This window comes from Nocardia wallacei (genome assembly GCF_029869545.1).
In the GTDB taxonomy this organism is placed as follows: Bacteria; Actinomycetota; Actinomycetes; order Mycobacteriales; family Mycobacteriaceae; genus Nocardia; species Nocardia wallacei_A.
In genome coordinates this window covers 1-16,608 of the sequence record NZ_JARWQD010000338.1, presented here as the reverse complement: position 1 = coordinate 16,608, position 16,608 = coordinate 1, and the positions used below count along the sequence as shown (strand labels likewise).

The 16,608-nt window shown below is 69.9% G+C and carries 16 protein-coding genes; 4 read left to right on the top strand and 12 right to left on the bottom strand.

Features of this window, described 5'->3' with window-relative positions:
- The first annotated feature begins 389 nt into the window (after positions 1-389).
- Positions 390-1,670, top strand: a complete 1,281-nt coding sequence (locus tag QH290_RS30800) for a glycosyltransferase (protein ID WP_280386699.1) — start codon at positions 390-392, stop codon at positions 1,668-1,670.
- An 87-nt stretch (positions 1,671-1,757) separates the two neighbouring features.
- Here QH290_RS30800 and QH290_RS30795 read toward each other — a convergent pair whose 3' ends face one another.
- Positions 1,758-1,898: a hypothetical protein gene (locus QH290_RS30795; RefSeq protein ID WP_280386707.1), complete on the bottom strand. Its 141-nt coding sequence runs from the start codon at positions 1,896-1,898 to the stop codon at positions 1,758-1,760.
- Here QH290_RS30795 and QH290_RS30790 point away from each other — a divergent pair.
- Positions 1,846-2,538 (top strand): ABC transporter permease, encoded by a 693-nt coding sequence (locus QH290_RS30790; protein WP_280386705.1) that lies wholly within the window; start codon positions 1,846-1,848, stop codon positions 2,536-2,538. The two genes, QH290_RS30795 and QH290_RS30790, sit on opposite strands and share 53 nt — an antisense overlap.
- A 10-nt stretch (positions 2,539-2,548) precedes the next feature.
- Here the strand turns inward: QH290_RS30790 and QH290_RS30785 are convergent, their stop codons facing one another.
- Both QH290_RS30785 and QH290_RS30780 read right to left on the bottom strand, forming a co-directional pair.
- Positions 2,549-3,223 (bottom strand): alpha/beta fold hydrolase, encoded by a 675-nt coding sequence (locus QH290_RS30785; RefSeq protein ID WP_280386697.1) that lies wholly within the window; start codon positions 3,221-3,223, stop codon positions 2,549-2,551.
- Between the two features lie 46 nt (positions 3,224-3,269).
- The gene (locus QH290_RS30780; RefSeq protein ID WP_280386695.1) at positions 3,270-4,397 is read right to left on the bottom strand and encodes an epoxide hydrolase family protein; all 1,128 of its coding nucleotides are present in this window, start codon (positions 4,395-4,397) and stop codon (positions 3,270-3,272) included.
- A gap of 114 nt (positions 4,398-4,511) precedes the next feature.
- On the opposite strand from QH290_RS30780, the gene QH290_RS30775 reads away from it, so the two are divergent.
- Positions 4,512-5,471: a helix-turn-helix transcriptional regulator gene (locus tag QH290_RS30775; protein ID WP_280386693.1), complete on the top strand. Its 960-nt coding sequence runs from the start codon at positions 4,512-4,514 to the stop codon at positions 5,469-5,471.
- Between the two features lie 49 nt (positions 5,472-5,520).
- Here the strand turns inward: QH290_RS30775 and QH290_RS30770 are convergent, their stop codons facing one another.
- The 5 genes from QH290_RS30770 to QH290_RS30750 all read right to left on the bottom strand — a co-directional run bounded on the left by QH290_RS30770 (position 5,521) and on the right by QH290_RS30750 (position 11,366).
- Positions 5,521-6,450, bottom strand: coding sequence for a D-isomer specific 2-hydroxyacid dehydrogenase family protein (locus tag QH290_RS30770; protein WP_280386691.1), 930 nt, complete (start codon positions 6,448-6,450; stop codon positions 5,521-5,523).
- Positions 6,451-6,588: 138 nt separating this feature from the next.
- Positions 6,589-7,557 (bottom strand): non-homologous end-joining DNA ligase, encoded by a 969-nt coding sequence (gene ligD, locus QH290_RS30765; RefSeq protein WP_280266375.1) that lies wholly within the window; start codon positions 7,555-7,557, stop codon positions 6,589-6,591.
- An 82-nt stretch (positions 7,558-7,639) separates the two neighbouring features.
- Positions 7,640-9,772: a RecQ family ATP-dependent DNA helicase gene (locus tag QH290_RS30760; protein WP_280386702.1), complete on the bottom strand. Its 2,133-nt coding sequence runs from the start codon at positions 9,770-9,772 to the stop codon at positions 7,640-7,642.
- A 118-nt stretch (positions 9,773-9,890) separates the two neighbouring features.
- Entirely contained in the window at positions 9,891-10,364 is a 474-nt protein-coding gene (locus QH290_RS30755) for a VOC family protein (RefSeq protein ID WP_280266374.1), read from the bottom strand.
- 117 nt (positions 10,365-10,481) lie between these two features.
- On the bottom strand, positions 10,482-11,366 hold the full coding sequence (locus tag QH290_RS30750) for an alpha/beta fold hydrolase (RefSeq protein WP_280386701.1): 885 nt from the start codon (positions 11,364-11,366) through the stop codon (positions 10,482-10,484).
- Between the two features lie 167 nt (positions 11,367-11,533).
- Here QH290_RS30750 and QH290_RS30745 point away from each other — a divergent pair, with 167 nt between their 5' ends.
- The gene (locus tag QH290_RS30745) at positions 11,534-12,013 is read left to right on the top strand and encodes a hypothetical protein (protein ID WP_280266373.1); all 480 of its coding nucleotides are present in this window, start codon (positions 11,534-11,536) and stop codon (positions 12,011-12,013) included.
- An 8-nt stretch (positions 12,014-12,021) separates the two neighbouring features.
- Here the strand turns inward: QH290_RS30745 and QH290_RS30740 are convergent, their stop codons facing one another.
- The 4 genes from QH290_RS30740 to QH290_RS30725 all read right to left on the bottom strand — a co-directional run bounded on the left by QH290_RS30740 (position 12,022) and on the right by QH290_RS30725 (position 16,186).
- Positions 12,022-13,236 carry an RtcB family protein gene (locus QH290_RS30740; RefSeq protein ID WP_280386688.1) on the bottom strand — a complete coding sequence of 405 codons (1,215 nt, stop codon included), beginning with the start codon at positions 13,234-13,236 and terminating at the stop codon, positions 12,022-12,024.
- Between the two features lie 82 nt (positions 13,237-13,318).
- Complete coding sequence (locus QH290_RS30735; protein ID WP_280386686.1) at positions 13,319-14,260, bottom strand: alpha/beta hydrolase; 942 nt, start codon at positions 14,258-14,260, stop codon at positions 13,319-13,321.
- 16 nt (positions 14,261-14,276) lie between these two features.
- Positions 14,277-15,032 carry an SDR family NAD(P)-dependent oxidoreductase gene (locus QH290_RS30730; protein ID WP_280386684.1) on the bottom strand — a complete coding sequence of 252 codons (756 nt, stop codon included), beginning with the start codon at positions 15,030-15,032 and terminating at the stop codon, positions 14,277-14,279.
- A gap of 26 nt (positions 15,033-15,058) precedes the next feature.
- Positions 15,059-16,186 (bottom strand): LLM class flavin-dependent oxidoreductase, encoded by a 1,128-nt coding sequence (locus QH290_RS30725; RefSeq protein ID WP_280386682.1) that lies wholly within the window; start codon positions 16,184-16,186, stop codon positions 15,059-15,061.
- Positions 16,187-16,608: the final 422 nt, after the last annotated feature.

Here is a 16,608-nt window from a genome sequence, read left to right as displayed (position 1 = left end):
CCCCGGCGCGCCCCCCACACAATCCTTCCGGGTAGCAGGATCATTTCACGCTTGCGTCCGGCTCTGCGGTTTACGGAACGCCCGCGTCCGGGTCTGTGGTGGTTGTAAAGTGGGCGTCCGGGTTTGTGGTGGTTGGGAAGTGTGGGGCCGGGTTGGTGGGTGGTGGTTGGTCGGGCGGGGCGGGGAGTGGTGGGCCGGGGGTGGTGAAGAGGGTGACTCGGTGGCCGAGGCGCTGGAGGGCGCGACGTTGTGAATTCACCGAACTTTGGATCCCGCCCACCGTGGCCGGGTGAAAATCGGTGAACATCGCGATGTGCACGGGCTCACCCTACGGCGGTGGCGGCGATGCGGCAGCGAAGTTGGACGACGCGGACCGGAGAGGACACCGTATGCGAGTGGCGATTCCGCTGACCGGCACGCGGGGCGATGTGCAGCCCGCGGTCGCGCTCGGCCTGGAGCTGCGGCGGCGCGGCCACGAGGTGCGGCTGGGGGCGCCGCCGAACCTCGTCGACTTCGTCACGCGCGCGGGGCTGACCGCGCTCCCGTGCGGGCCGGATGTGCAGCAGCTGTACTCCTCCGACCAGGGTCAGCGGGCGCTGGCCGCGGGCAGCAGCTTCCGGCTCATGCAGCTGGTCGGCAAGCAGATGGCCGACTATGCCGACCGGATGAACCGCGAGGTGATCGAGGTCTGCGCCGACGCCGACCTGATCGTGGCCACCATGCTCACCGAGGACCGGGCGCACGCGGTGGCCGAGGCGATGCGGGTGCCGATGGTCTCGCTGCACGGCTTCCCGTGCCGCAGCAATCCCGCCTACCCGTTCCCCGGCGCGCTGCCGCCGACATGGCGCCCGCCCGCGGCGGTGAACCGGGCCACCTGGGCGCTCGCGGAGAACCTGCGGCGCGTGGTGTTCCTGCGCTATCTCAACCGCCTGCGCACCGAACTGCGGCTGCCGCGCACCGCCGCGAGCACCGCGGCCCAGCTCGCCCGGGACGGCGTCCCCGAGGTGCAGATCTACGATGCGGCGCTGGTCCCCGGCCTGCCCGAGCAGTGGGACAGGCGGCGGCCGTTCGTCGGCTTCCTGCCGCTGGAACGATCCGCGCGCGAGGCGATCGGGGAATTGGCGACCGATCACGCCGACCTGGTCTCCTGGCTGCGCCAGGACGCGCCGCCGGTGTATTTCGGCTTCGGCAGCATGCCGATCCGGGATACGCACGCCGTGCTGGCGATGGTGCGCGAGGTGTGTGATCGCCAGGGCCTGCGCGGGCTGGTCAGCGCCGGGTGGAGCGATCTCGACACCGCGAACGCCGAAGCCGGGCCGCACATCAAGGTGGTGGGCCCGCTCGCCCACGACCTGGTGTTCCCGCTGTGCGCCGCCGCCGTCCACCACGGCGGCATCGGCACCACCTTCGAAACCCTGCGCGCCGGGCTGCCGACGCTGGTGTGCTCGGTGTCGTTCGATCAGCCGATGTGGGGCGGGCAGGTCGAACGCCTCGGGGTGGGCGCGCATGTGAGCTTCCGGAAACTCGATCGCGACCGGCTCGCGCAGGGCGTGCGCCGCATCCTGCGGCCCGAGGTCGCGCAGCGCGCGAAAGAGCTTGCGGCCCAGCTGCACTCGAGTTCGGATGCGACCGCGCGCACCGCCGATATAGTCGAGGCCGCCGCCCGGTGACCGATTCCGTCCGGCGCCCGCCATCCCGGTGTATGCCGGGAGCGAGGACGCGGCGCGCGATCACGGGAGCGGGGACGTGGCGCGCGATCACGGGAAGCGGTGCGCGATGACAGCGCCGGTGGTTCGGGTGTGCGCCGACAGTTGGGTGATGGTGCGGAGGTGTCTGCGGCGGACGGTGCGGAGCCGGGATACATTGGTGATCTCGATGTTGCTTCCGGTGCTGATCATGCTGCTGTTCGTATACGTGTTCGGCGGCGCGATAGCGGTGGACATGCCCTATATCGACTACGTGGTGCCGGGAATCGTCCTGCTGTGCACGGGATTCGGGGCGTCGATCACGGCCACGGCGGTCGCGCAGGATGTGCGCGGCGGGGCGATCGAGCGGTTCCGGACGCTGCCCGCCTTCCGTCAGGCCCTGCTGGCCGGACATGCCGGTGAGGGCGTGCTGCGCAATCTCGGCGTGATCGGCGTGCTGTTCCTCGTGGCGCTCGCCCTCGGATTCCGGCCCAGCGCAGGGTTTTTCGCATGGCTCGCGATAGCAGGCATGATCATCCTGCTGGTCCATGCCGTCACCTGGATCGCCATCGCGCTCGGCCTGCTGGCCCGGAGTCCGGAGGCGGCAGGCGGTTTCACCTACGCCATCATGTTCGTCCCGTACATCAGCAGCGCCTTCGTGCCGGTCGCGACCATGCCGGGCTGGCTGCGCGGTTTCGCCGGACACCAGCCCGCGACGCCCGTGATCGGTGTCCTCCGCGGTCTGCTCACCGGCACCCCCGTGGGCTCGGCTGGGCTATCCGCCGTGCTGTGGTGCCTCGCCCTCGCCGCAGCGGGATTCTCCTGCGCCGCATGGCTTTTCGAACGCGCTTGACGCGGGACGGTTACACCTGAGACCAGTAGCGAATGAGGTTGTCGGCCAGGGCTTTCGGATGGCTGAGCATGACGCAATGGCTGCCGTCGATCTCGTCCGGTTCGATGCCGAGGCGCTCGCGGACCAGCGGTCGCATGAATTCCGGTGGGAAGAAACGGTCGTCGCGGCAGAGCAGGAAACGGGTCGGAACCCGCGGCCAGTCCTCGAGGGGAACCGGTTCGGAGCCCTTGGCACTCGCGTCGTTGCGTTCGCGCCGCAGCGCCTCGGCCGCCAGGTCGGCCGGGACATCGTGCATGAACGCATCGATGATCTGCTCGCGGGTATCCATCGCGACATCGCGGAATCCGGCGTCGGCCCACCAGGCATCGGGTGCCGCGCCCGGCACCGGGATCATGCCGCTCACCAGTATCAGCAGCTCGGTGTCGAGCCGGGAGCACACCACCGGCGCGGTCAGGCCGCCGTAGGAATGCGCTACCACGACGATATTCGAGCGATCGCCGATCTCGGCGATCACCGCGTCGGCGTACTCCGAGATCCCGTTCGCCGGATTCTCGATCGGCAGGTCCACGGCGACCACATCGTGCCCGTACGCCCGCAATTCGGGGACGACCAGATGCCAGTCCCACGAGCTGCTGCCGCCGCCGTGGATCAGGACGAAGGTCGCCGGGTTCGGCTCGGGGCTCATCGTGGACCTGCCTATCGCTCGGCGAACGTTCGGCATGAGCCTACGTCTATTTCAGGGAGCCGAAGAACTCTCGCAGGTCCCGGGCCAGGTCCGCCGGTGCCTCCATGGCCGGGAAGTGCAGGGCGTGGTCGAATTCGGTCCAGTGCGCGTCCGCGGGGGCGGGCACCACGTGGCGCACGGTCTCGTCGGCGCCGAAGACGGCGAAGCCCTGCGGCACGCTGGGCGGCGCGCCCCAGTCCGAGGAATGCGCCTGCTCGTAGAGGGTGTGGGCGGCGCCGACGCCCGATCCGGTGAACCAGTACAGGCTCGCCGTGGTGAGCAGCAGCCGGTCGCGGTCGATCGGTTCGGTCGTCCATTCGTCGAATTTCTCTGCGATCCAGGCCAATTGGAACAGCGGCGAGTCGGTGAGGCCGTAGCCGACGGTCTGCGGTCGGCTGTTCTGGATGGCCAGATAGCCCGAGCTGTCGCGCCGGAAATCCTCCATGCGGGTGAGGATCAGCTCGTCGACCGGATCGTTCGGGTTCAGGCCCTCGGCCATGCCGGGCAGGAACGTGGCGGTGGCGGCGGCCGTCAGCGGATCGGTCACCACGTGCACGCCGGTCACGTGCTCGCCGTCCAGACCGGCGACGGCGCCGGACACCCCGGCGCCGACATCGCCGCCGTGGACCCCGTACCGGTCGTACCCGAGCCGGCGCATCAACTCGATCCAGGCGCGGGCGGTGCGGGTCATCGCCCATCCGGTACCGCTCAGCGGGGTCGACAGCGTGTACCCGGGCAGCGAGGGCGCCACGACGTGGAATGCCGGGCCGTCGGCGGGATCGGTCAGCAGTCCGATGAGATCGGTGAACTCGACCACCGAGCTCGGGTAGCCGTGGGTGATGAGCAGCGGTGTCGCATCCGGGCGGGCGGAGCGCACGTGCAGGAAGTGGATGCGCTGCCCGTCGATCTCGGTGGTGAACTGCGGGAACGAGTTGAGGGCGGCTTCCTGTGCGCGCCAATCGAATTCGGTCCGCCAGTGCTCGGCCAGCTCCCGCAGGTGGTCCACGGTGATGCCGCGCTCCCGCCCGATCCCGGGCAGGGTGGCGGGCCAGCGGGCGTGGGTGAGCCGGTCGCGCAGGTAGTCGAGGTCGGACTGGGGGATATCGATCCGGAAGGGCCGAATGTCGTTGGTCATGAGGGTGACTCCGTTCTGACTTTCGCATCGAATCACGAACCGGTCGTGATCACTGGATAACCGTACGAAGAATTGCGGAACATTCCGTTCCTAGTTTCGAGATAGATTCGAACCATGTTGGAGACCTCGGCCCGGTTGCTGCGTTTGCTCTCGCTACTGCAGGCGCGGCGCGACTGGACCGGCACCGAATTGGCTCAGCGGCTGCATGTCACCACGCGGACCGTCCGCAAGGACATCGACCGGCTGCGTGAACTCGGCTATCCGGTCCAGGCACGGCCGGGGGTGGACGGCGGCTATCGGCTGGGCGTCGGAGGTGCGCTGCCGCCGCTGCTGCTCGACGATGAGGAGGCGGTCGCCGTCGTCCTCGGATTGCGCACGGCCGCAAGCGGTTCCATCGCAGGTATGGAGGAAGCCTCGCTGCGTGCGCTGACCAAGCTGCAGCAGCTGCTGCCGTCGCGGCTGCGTCATCGGATCGGGGCCTTCCAGCACACGCTGCCCGTGCCGTTCCGCGGCCCGCTGGTCGATCCGGATGTGCTGACCGTGATCGCGGGTGCGTGCCGCGATCACGAGCGGCTGCGGTTCGACTACCGCGCGCACTCCGGTGCGGTGACCCGCCGGACGGTGGAGCCCTATCGGCTGGTCAGCCACCGGCAGCGCTGGTACCTGGTGGCCTGGGATCCGGAGCGCGACGATTGGCGGACCTTCCGGGCCGATCGCATGCGACCGCGGACCTCGGCCGGACCGCGGTTCACCCCGCGCGCCCTACCGTCGGACGACGAGATCGCCGACCGCGTCGTGCGCGGAACCGGCGAGGCCACCTGGCAGTTCCGCGCGCGGGTGGTCGTGCACGCGCCCGCCGCGCGGGTGCGGGCGCGGCTGCCGATTCCGGCCGATATCGAACCGCTCGGCGACGACCGCTGCGCCTTCGAGCCCGGCTCGGACAACCCGCTGCTGCTCGCGCTCTACCTGGGCATGCTGGATGCCGATTTCGAGGTGGTGGACTCGCCGGAGCTTGCCGAGGCGGTGCGCACGCTGATCGATCGATACCGGCGGGCGGTCGCCGGGCACGAGTGAGACAGGGGTGCGGCGCCCTCGAATCGGGCCTCGTCATTCCGGCGTGTGGTCAGTATCCGGCGACGACATCGATCCGGGCGATCAGGTCGCGACCGTCGGCGAAGCGGCGGACGTTCTCGGTGACGTGATCGGCGAAGGCCGCGGTGCGCAGGTGGGGCGGATTCGAATCATGCGGGGTGACAATGGCATTCGGCAGTTCCCAGAGCGGGTGGCCGTCGGGGAGCGGTTCCGGATCGGTGACATCCAGGCCCGCGCCGCCCAGCGTGCCGTCGCGCAGTGCCTGGACCAGCGCGTCGGTGTCGACGAGGCTGCCGCGGGCGATATTGATCACCCACGACGTCGGTTTCAGCTGGGCGAGTTCGGCCTTGCCGACGAGATGGCGGGTGTCGGGTGTGGCGGGGGCGGCCACCACGACGTGATCGGTGCGCGGCCACACCTGCGACAATCGGTGTGCCGGAACGGTTTCCACGACGCCGGGTGCGGAAACGGGCGTGCCGGACCGGTTCACGGCAATGACCCGCACACCGAACGGATGCAGCAGGGTGATCAGTTCACGGCCGATGCCGCCCGCGCCGACGATGGTCACGGTGGCGCCGCGCAGCGTGCCGACGTGCGGGAAGAATTCGGACTGCCGCCAGCTGCGGGCCCGGAGGTGTTCGGGCAGGTACCGCACGCCCGCCAGCAGCAGCATCAGGGCGTGCTCGGCCACGCTCTTGGCGAAAGCGCCTGCGGCGGAGGTGAATACGACATCCGGATGGCGTTCGAACACGCCGGAGTCGAACCATTCCTCGACGCCCGCGGAGAACAGCTGCACCCATTCGATGACTTCGGGCAGCTGCCGCGGGAAGCCTGCGGGCTCGCCGTCCCAGATCAGCGCGCGGGCCGAGCCCAGCTCGGTGAGGGTGCCGCCGCCCGCGACGATCGCCTGCTCGAGCAAGGGGGTACGGGCGGGGCCCAGTGCGATCGGCACCGACGTCATATGCGATCTCCTTCGCGGTCGCGCGTGTGTTCGTCCGGCCGTGCGCCCGGACACCGGGCCGATGTCACCGGCCAGGTGCACTGTATCGAGTTGCTTTCGGGCGGAAGCTCCGGATCGTCCCCGGCGCCGGGCGAACCGTCACCCCTCCGCCATGTCTTCGTCCAGGTCGACCTCCACCCGGTCGCGGTCGGCCCATTCCAGCAGCGTGTCCAGTTCGTAGACCGCGTCGTCGATGCCCGCGTGCAGGTCGCCGAGCTTCGCGTAGCGGTCGGGCACGGTGGCCATGGTGAAGTCGCGCGGGTCGATATCGGGGATCTCGTCCCAGCGCACCGGGGTCGACACGGTCGCCTCCGGTACGCCGCGCACCGAATACGCGGCGGCGATCGTATGGTCTCTGGCGTTTTGGTTGTAGTCGACGAACAACAGCTTCGGGTCGCGGTCGCGGCGCCACCAGGTGGTGGTCACATCGTCGGGGGCGCGGCGCTCGACCTCGCGGGCGAAGGCCAGGGCCGCGCGGCGCACGTCCTGGAAGCCGAATTCCGGCGCGATGCGCACATAGACGTGTAACCCCTTGCCGCCCGAGGTCTTCGGCCAGCCGACCGCGCCGAGTTCGCCGAGGACCTCCTCGACGACGCCCGCCACCCGCTGCACCCGCGACCACGGGCAGTCGGGCATCGGATCCAGGTCGATGCGCCATTCGTCGGGCTTCTCGGTGTCGAATCGGCGCGAGTTCCACGGATGGAACTCCACGGTCGACATCTGCGCCGCCCAGATCACGTCGGCCAGTTCGCTCACGCACAGCTCGTCGGCGGTGCGGCCGTAGCGGGGGAAGTACACGCGGACGGTCGGGATCCAGTCCGGCGCGCCCGCGGGCACGCGTTTCTGATGCACCTTGCCGCCCGGTAGGCCCTTGGGGAACCGGTGCAGCATGCACGGCCGGTCCCGCAGCGCATTGACGATCCCGTCGCCCACGCTCAGGTAGTACCGCACCAGATCGAGCTTGGTCGCCCCGGTCTCGGGGAAATACACCCGCTCCGGATTCGACACGCGAACTGTGCGCTCGCCGACGGTCAGCTCGATCGCGGGCGACGCAGACTTGCTGGCCACCCGTCCGACGATAGCCACTCGATCATGCCCTGGCACGCGAACGCGCCCCTCAGCGGCGGCAGGACGGATGATCGGCCGCGGGTCAGCTCGGCGTGGCCAGGGCGAAGGGCAGGACGGCCGGGGCGCCGGCCCGGCGGAGGGCGCGGGCGGCGAGGGTCAGGGTCCAGCCGGTATCGGTGAGGGTGTCCACCAGGAGGAGGGGACCGTCCAGGCCCGTGAGGTCGGGGACCTCCCAGGAGTCGAACAGGGCCGCGACGCGGTGGGCGGAGTTGGCCGCCGAGACCGGTGGGCGGTCGGGGCGGGGCGACAGGGTGCCGAGGTCGCGCAGGCGGCCCACGCGGGCCAGCCGGGCGGCCAGGTCGGCCGCCAGCCGGGGCTGCGCGGGGGATTGCAGGGCCATGACCGAGGTGGGGCGCTCGGCCCAATCCCATTCGCGCAGAATGGCAATGCACGCGTCGAAGACGTGGTCGGGCACCGGGCCGTCGGGGCCGTCGAGCAGGGAGCGCAGGCGCTGCCCCCAGCCGAGATCGCTGAGCCTGCCGAGCACCCGCCCGGTCTCCGCGCCGTCGGAAATCTTGCCGGACAACGGGACTCCGAGCTTCGCCATACCGGTCGGCCACTGTTTGCGCGGGGCCAGATCGATGCCCGGGCGGTCCAGCCGGGCGCGGATGGCGGCCAGCTCTCCCGTATCGACCCCGGTGTCGTGGCGGACGCCCGTGCAATTGTCGCACCGGCCGCAGCCGTCCTCGGTCAGGCCGGGGTCGTCGAGCTGGGCGCGCAGGAAGTTCATGCGGCATGCGGTGGTCGCCTGGTAGTCGATCATCGCCTGCTGTTCGGCCTCGCGCGCCACCGACAGGCGTTCGTAACGCTCGGTGTCGTAGGTCCACGGCTCTCCGGTCGCGAGCCAGCCGCCCCGCACCCGGCGGACCGCACCGTCCACGTCGAGGACCTTCAGCACCATCTCCAGCCGGGAGCGATTGAGCTCCACCAGCGGTTCCAGTGCGGCCGTCGACTGCGGGCGCTCGCGGTCGAGCGCGTCGAGGACCGCGCGGACCACGTGTTCGCGGGGGAAGGCCACCGAGGCGAAGTAGCTCCAGATCCGGCGGTCCTCCGGGCCGGGCAGCAGCAGCACCTCGGCCCGCTCGGTGCCGCGACCCGCGCGGCCGACCTGCTGGTAGTAGGCGATCGGCGAGGACGGGGCGCCGACGTGCACGACGAATCCCAGGTCCGGCTTGTCGAAGCCCATGCCCAGCGCGGAGGTGGCGACCAGCGCCTTCACCTCGTTGTCCAGGAGTGCCTGCTCGAGCACCTCGCGTTCGGCGGGGTCGGTCTGGCCGGTGTAGGCCGCGACCCGGTGGCCGTGCGAGGTGAGCACATCGGCCAGGTCGTGGCCGGCGGCGACGGTGAGGGTGTAGATGATGCCGGAGCCGGGCAGCTCGTGCAGGTGCTTGCTCAACCAGGCGGTGCGCTGCACGGCGTCGTCGATGCGGAGCACCGACAGGTGTAGCGATTCGCGGTCGAGCGTGCCGCGCAGGACGAGCGTGTCGGCGTTCGTGCCTTCGCCCGGATCGCGATCATCCGAGCCGACCCGGATGCCGCCGATCTGGGTGGCGACGTCGGTCACCACCCGGTCGTTCGCCGTCGCCGTCGTGGCCAGCACCGGGATATCGCTGCCGAGGTCGGCGACGAGGGTCCGGATGCGGCGGTAGTCGGGACGGAAATCGTGCCCCCAGTCGGAGACGCAGTGCGCCTCGTCGATCACCACGAGCCCGGCGTCGGCGGCCAGCTTCGGCAGCACCGAATCGCGAAAGTCCGGATTGTTCAAGCGCTCCGGGCTCACCAGCAGCACATCGACCTCGCCCGCGGCCACCCGGGCGTGGATCGCGTCCCACTCGGTGACATTGCCGGAGTTGATGGTCTCCGCGACCACCCCGGCGCGCTGCGCGGCGGCGACCTGGTTGCGCATCAGCGCCAGCAGCGGCGAGACGATCACCGTGGGCCCGCGCCCGGCGGCCCGCAGCAGCTTGGCGGCGATGAAATACACCGCCGACTTGCCCCAGCCGGTGCGCTGCACCACCAGCGCCCGGCGCCGCTGCACCACCAGCGCCTCGATCGCCGTCCACTGGTCCTCCCGCAGGCGCGCCCGCGGCCCCGCCAGCTCCCGCAGCAATTCCTCGGCAGATCCCCGCAGCTCGCTCATAGTCACGAGCCCCATCGTGCCGGACACCACCGACACCGGCGAGGACCTCCGCATTCCCGCACCCCTTGTTGGTTCCCGCACCGGTTACAGGCCCCCGTAACCGGTGCGGGAACGTGTAGGTGGTGCGGGAACGTCAGCTGGATTCGTAGGCCTTGCGCATGGTGGGCAGGTCGATCTTTTTCATGGTGTACATGGCCTGGAGGGCGCGGTCTACGGCTGCGGGGTCGCCCTTCATGAGGTCGTTGGCCTCGGCGGGCCAGATCTGCCAGGGGACGCCGTATTTGTCGTTGAGCCAACCGCATTGGACCTCCTCGCCGCCGTCGGCGAGCAGGGTGTCCCAGAGCCGGTCGACCTCGTCCTGACTGTCGCAGTTGACCAGCAGCGACATGGCGTGGGTGTAGTTGTACTCGCCGCCGCCGTTGATCGCGGTGAACCGCTGGCCCGCCAGTTCGAAGTCGACGACCATCGCCAGATCCGCGGGGCGGGGGCCGGACTCGGAGTAGTACTGGACATCGGTGATCTTCGAATCCGGGAACAGCGAACAGTAGTAGGTGGCGGCCTCCTCGGCCTCGGTGTCGTACCACAGATTGGTGACGATCTTCTGCATGATGGCCTCCCGGTCGGATGTGACGAGTTCACCACTGCAGACGTCGCCGCCGGGCCCGATTCATCGTTTCGATGCCGATGTGCCCGAAGTGGGGACCTAAGTCCCGAACGCCCGCGACTAGGCGCTGCGCCGCGCGGTCGTCGCGGCCAGCTCCAGCAGCCGCACACGCACCAGATCCGCGCGCTCCTCGGGAAGGAAGTGCCCGCAGCCGGAGACGTATTCGACCGTGTAGTCGTCGGCCTTCGCCGGGTCGGCGGAGGCCAGGGAGCGGTGGATCGCGCCGTCGTCGGTGCCGAACAGGGCGCGGATCGGAATCGAGGCGCGGCGGCGCTCGGGGCGGCGCTGGGCGGGGATCTCGCGCAGCAGGAAGGTGCGGTAGGTGTCGGTGGCCGCGCGGGCGGCGATCGGGTTGCGGAAGCTGTCGCTGTAGGTGCGCACGACCTCGGGGGTGAACTCGCCGCGGTCGGTCACGCCCATCCGCAGTACCCGGTCGATGAAGCGGGTGCGCCGATGCAGCGGCATCCCGAACGCCGCCACCAGCGGCTGATACAGCAGGAAACGCCAGAAGTGCGGTGCCATCGTGCGTGCCGTGTTCCACGGGTGCGCGATATTGAGCGGCAGATAGCCGTCGAAGCGCCCGGGATCGCGCAGCACCATCAGGAAGCCGACGTAGCCACCCCAGTCGTGCCCGGCCAGCAGCGCCCGCGACACGCCGAGCTCGTCCAGCAGCGCCAGCACGTCCTGTGCGACATCCTCCTTCGCCCAGCGGTGCGGCGCCGGGCCCGACCAGCCGTAACCCGGCAGGTCCGGCGCGATGATCCGCAGCCCGGCGGGCGGATCCGCGAGCAGGTGCCGGTAGGTGTAGTGGTGCTGCGGCCAGCCGTGCAGCACGACCACCGGCCGCCCATCCGCCGGACCGGCCTCGGTCACGTGGAATCGCACGCCGCGCGCGGTCACGAAGGAACGCCGGACGCCGGGGAGCGCGGGTGGTTCGGAGGTCACATCGGTCGAGCCCATACCCGATGCTAACCAGCGACGACGACAGAAATGCCGCGCCGAGAACGATTTCCGCCTCCGGTCGGACATATTTCCGACTCAGGCAGGACAATGGGTGGTGCAGAGACGACGAGGTCTCCGCGGCACCGCGGGAATGCAGGGAGGACGGGGCGATGCCGAACAAGTTCGAGTCACCTGCGGGCTGGTCCCCGCCGGGGTCGCAGTTCCAGAACCGCGGCATGACCGGCCGCACCGTGGGCGGCGTGCTGTTCGGGTTGTTGTTGACCCCGGTCGGTATCGCCTTCGCCGCCAAGGGCGGCGCCGACATCCGCTACTGGGTGATCGTCGGCGCCGTCACCGACCGCTGGACGGCCGCCCTGGAGATCGTGGGCGGCTCGCTGCTGCTGATGCTCGTCGTGGTGCTGGCCGCCTACTCGCCGCTCGGCACCACCGTCGCGGGCCTGGTGTGGGGTGTCCTGCCCGGCGTGCTCCACATCCTGTTCCCCGACGAAACCTTCGGCCTCATCGCCGATCTGCCGTGGGTGAACGACGCGCTACTGGTGGCGTTGCACGCGTGGATCACCTACGGGTTCGCGCTCGTCTCGGGATTCATGCTGCTGGGTGCGGGATTGGTGGGGGCGCTGCGGAGATAGAGCGGCCCTCAGCCCTTCACGCACAGCACCTGCCGCAGGGTCGCGACAACATCCACCAGATCCTGCTGGGCCGCGATGACCTCATCGATATCCTTGTAGGCGGCGGGGATCTCATCGATCACCCCGGCGTCCTTGCGGGATTCGACACCCTCGGTCTGCGCCACCAGATCCGCCACCGTGAACTGCCTCTTGGCGGCATTGCGGCTCATCCGGCGTCCGGCGCCGTGCGAGGCGGACTGGAACGAGGCCGGATTTCCCTTGCCCCGCACCACATACGAGCGCGTGCCCATGGATCCGGGGATCAGGGCCAGCTCTCCCGCACCGGCCCGGACCGCGCCCTTGCGGGTCACCAGCATCGGCATACCGTCGATGGTCTCCTCCGCCACGTAGTTGTGGTGGCACGAGATCGGATTCTCGAAATGCACGGGCAGCGTGGCGAATTCGTCACGGACCGCCTTGCACACCAAGGCCAGCATCACCGCCCGATTCCGGGCCGCGTACTCCTGTGCCCAGGTGAGGTCGCGGCGGTACGCATTCATTTCCGATGTGCCGGAGAGGAATACGGCCAGATCGCGATCGGGCAGATCCTGATTGTGCGGCAGCGCCCGCGCGACCGACATGTGCCGCTCGGCCAGTTCCTTGCCGATATTGCGGCTCCCGGAATGCAGCAGCACCCACACGTGATCCTCGGTGTCCAGGCAGATCTCGACGAAGTGGTTTCCGGAACCGAGGGTGCCCATCTGCTTGTGCGCCTTGGACTCCCGCGACTGCACGCCCTTGTCGAGATCGCCGAACGCGCCCCAGAACCGATCCCACCCGGCGCGCAGCGAGGTGCGCGATCCGGCGAGCTCGCCCTGCAGCCGTGTGACGTTCACCGGATCCTCGTGCGCGGAGAATCCCACCGGCACCGCCGCCTCGATCCGCGAGCGCAGCGCATGCAGGCTGTCGGGCAGGTCGGCGGCGGTCAGCGAGGTGCGGACCGCCTCCATGCCGCAGCCGATGTCGACGCCCACCGCGGCGGGCGCGACCGCGTCGCGCATCGCGATGACCGAGCCGACCGTGGCACCCTTGCCGAGGTGCACGTCCGGCATCACGCGGACGCCGTGCACCCATTCCAGTTGCGCGATGGTGCGCAGCTGTCGCAGCGCGGCCGGTTCGACCTCGTGCTCGTGGGCCCACATCAGCGTCTGCGCCCGGGTGCCGCGCAGCTCGACGGGAAACATGTCTCGATCCTCTCTCGTGGTGATGGAGTCCACGGTAGGGATCGGGGATGCGCGGCGCACCTGAATTTGCGCTGGTCGGCGGTCAGATGTTGGTGGGGGCGAGGGCTTCGCGCAGGGCGGCGAAGGCGGCGTCGTCGGCGCGGCGGGCGTCCGGGAGGACGTCGAACATGGTCATGAAGCCGTGGAACATGCCGTCGTAGCGGTGGGTTTCGACCGGCACGCCCGCGCTCGCCAGGTGCCGCCCGTAGTCCTCGCCCTCGTCGCGCAGCGGATCGTACTCCGCGGTGACGATATACGCCGGTGGCAGGCCCGCCGGAGCGGCCAGTAGCGGGGCGGCGTGCGGGTGGTCGCCGCCGGCGCCGCCGAGATACTGCTCCCAGTACCAGCGCAGGTGGTCGGCCGTGACGAAGTAGCCGTGTGCGTTGTCACGGTGGGACGCGCTGGAACAGGTCGGGTCGAGCATGGGATACATCAACAGCTGCAACGCGATCGGCGGTCCGCCCAGATCCCGCGCCAGTTGCGCGGCGACGGTGACCACATTGCCGCCCGCGCTGTCACCGCCCACCGCGATGCGACCCGGATCGCCGCCGAATTCGGGGGCGTGCTCGCCGATCCAGCGCAGGACCGCGTAGCCGTCGCGGGCGGCGGCGGGAAAGCGGTGCTCGGGCGCCAGCCGGTAGTCCACCGAAACCACCAGGGCGCCGGTCTCGTTGGCCATCGTGCGGCAGAACCGGTCGTGGCTGTCGATGCTGCAGATCACGAAACCGCCACCGTGGCAGAACATGACGACCGGCAGCGGGCCCGGCGTATCCCGTGGCCGATACAGGCGCACCGGTATCGGGGGATCGCCCGCCCGGCTGGGCACCGTCCGATTCTCCACCGCCGCAACGGGAATGGGGTCGAGTGGCGCCGCGGGCCGGGCCGCCAGCAGTCGCCGCGCCTCGGCGGCGTCGAGCACCTCCGTGCCCAGCTTCGGAAATGCCGCCGCGGCCGCGTCGACCACGGCCCGGGTCTGCGGTGTCATCGCCATGATCGTGCCCCTACGACTGCATGTCCGGGATGAACTTGCCCGCCGCCAGGCCACCGTCGATCGTGATCTCGGCGCCGGTGATGTAGGCCGAGGAATCGGAGGCGAGGAAGGCGACAAGGTCGGCGACCTCGGCCGGGAGGCCGGTGCGTTGCAGCGGCAGCGTCGGGAAGCTCCCGGCGCCGGTCGTCAGATGCGGCACCATCGGCGTCGCGATGGGTCCCGGATGCACCGAGTTCACCCGGATTCCCTTGGGGCCCAGGTCGAGTGCGGCGTTCTTGGTGAGTCCGCGCAGTCCCCATTTGGAGGTGCCGTAGGCGACGTGGTGGGACAGGCCCTCCATGCCCGCCTGCGAGGAGATGTTGACGATGGAACCGCCGCCGCCCGCCGTCATCGGCCCGGCCGCCGCCTTGATACCCCGGAACGCACCGACCAGGTTCACCCGCAGAATCCGTTCCAGCTCACCGGGATCGGTGTCCGTCAGCGGTTTCGTGAGGTAGACCGCGGCGTTGTTGACCAGGATGTTCAACTTCCCGAACTCCGAGAGCGCGACCGCCAGGGCGGCGTGCCAGTCGTCCTCGGAGGTGACGTCGTGCCGCACGAAACGCGCTGACTCGCCGAGGGATTCGGCCAGCTCCTTGCCCTCGGCCGCCAGGACGTCGGTCAGCACCACCTGGGCGCCGCACTCGACGAACATCCGCGCCTCGGCGGCGCCCTGGCCGCGGGCGGCGCCGGTGATGAGGGCCACCTTGCCGGTGAGATCGGTCATGGTTACTTCCTTCATGGTTGTGGCCCTCATCCGTTCCGGAAGTGGGGGATGACCTTCTCGCCCCAGTGCCGGATGGTTTCCAGGCAGGCTTGCTGCGGCACGGTGCCCATCTGGATCAGGCACAGGATCTCGTCGGCGCCGGCGTCCCGCAGCCGCTCGACGTAGGCGATGGCGTCCTCGGGGCTGCCGTAGGCGTGGTCGGCGTTGAAGATCGCGGTGGCTCCGGGTTTCACCGGGATCTCGGCCTCGTGCAGGTAGGCGACGTGTTCGTCGGCCGCGGCCCGGATGGCCGCGAGCTGGTCGACGGCCGGATCCACGGCCTCGTCCGGTACCGGGCCCGCGCCGTAGTAGTGCTTGATCGCCTGCGCGAAGAAGCGCTGTCCGCGGGCGCCGATCTGCCGCGCCTGCTCCCGGTCGTCGAGCACGATCGTCGGGCACAGCGCCGCGAAATGATCGTTGACGACGGTGGAGACGAACCGCCCGCCGGTGCGCGCGGCGATCGCCTCGTCGTAGATCCGGCGCAGCTCCGCGATCTCCTGCGCACCGGCGAAACCCAGTACCAGGGCACCGATTCCGTACTCGGCGGCCAGCTTCAGGGTGTCCTTCTTCGTGCACGCCATGTAGAGCGGCGGATGGGGCAACTGCACCGGCCGCGGCAGCAGTGCGTGCGGCTCGATATCCAAAAGCTCGCCGTGGTAGGAGAATTCGCCGTCCGGATCCTGCCAGACCGTGCCGATCAGCCGCAGCGCCTCCTCGACCTCACGGTAGGTGCGATCGGGATCCACTCCGCACAGCGAGGTTTCGACCGGCGTCGCCCCGCGGCCCGCGCCGAGTTCCAGGCGGCCGCCGGAGAGCACGTCGAGCATGGCGGCGCGTTCGGCCGCGCGCACCGGATGATTGAAGTTGAACGGCATGCACACCACGCCGTGCCCCAGGCGGATTCGCTCGGTGCGGGCCGCCACCCAGGTCAGGAAGATCTCCGGGGCGCTCATATGCGCGTACCACTTCAGCCCGTGGTGCTCGACGGCCCAGACGGTGTCGAAGCCCATGCGGTCGGCGAGCACCGCCTGCTCGACGCAGTCGTGCAGCACCTGTCGCTCGTGCGCGGCGGTGGGGTCGGTCATCTGCGCCTCGAAGATCATCGAGAACTTCATCCGCGCCTCCCTCGACGGTATTCCTGATCGAAATAATCCGTCCCGGATTCGTGGAGGTCAGCCGCAAGTCCCGCTGGTCGGGACGGTTCGGTGTCGCGACCGCCGGGCGGCCATAGCGTCGAGCACGGGTGCCGCGGTGGCGGGCGCGCCCACGGACGCGAAGAAGGACGGATGACACAGGAATTCGAATTCGATGTGGTGGTGGTCGGCTCCGGGGCGGGGGGGGTGGGCGCCCCCCCGGCCCCCCCCCACCCCCGGGTGGGGGGGGGGGGGGTAGAGAAATAGCCGCGGTTTGGGCGGGGGCCCGGGCAAACGGCGAGTGTGGGGGAGCCAAAGAACCGTCCCCCCCCCGGCGAGGAACGGCGACAGCGCGGGGGGCAATAGCGCAGAACCGACGGACAGCCAGATAGGGGTGACGCAGT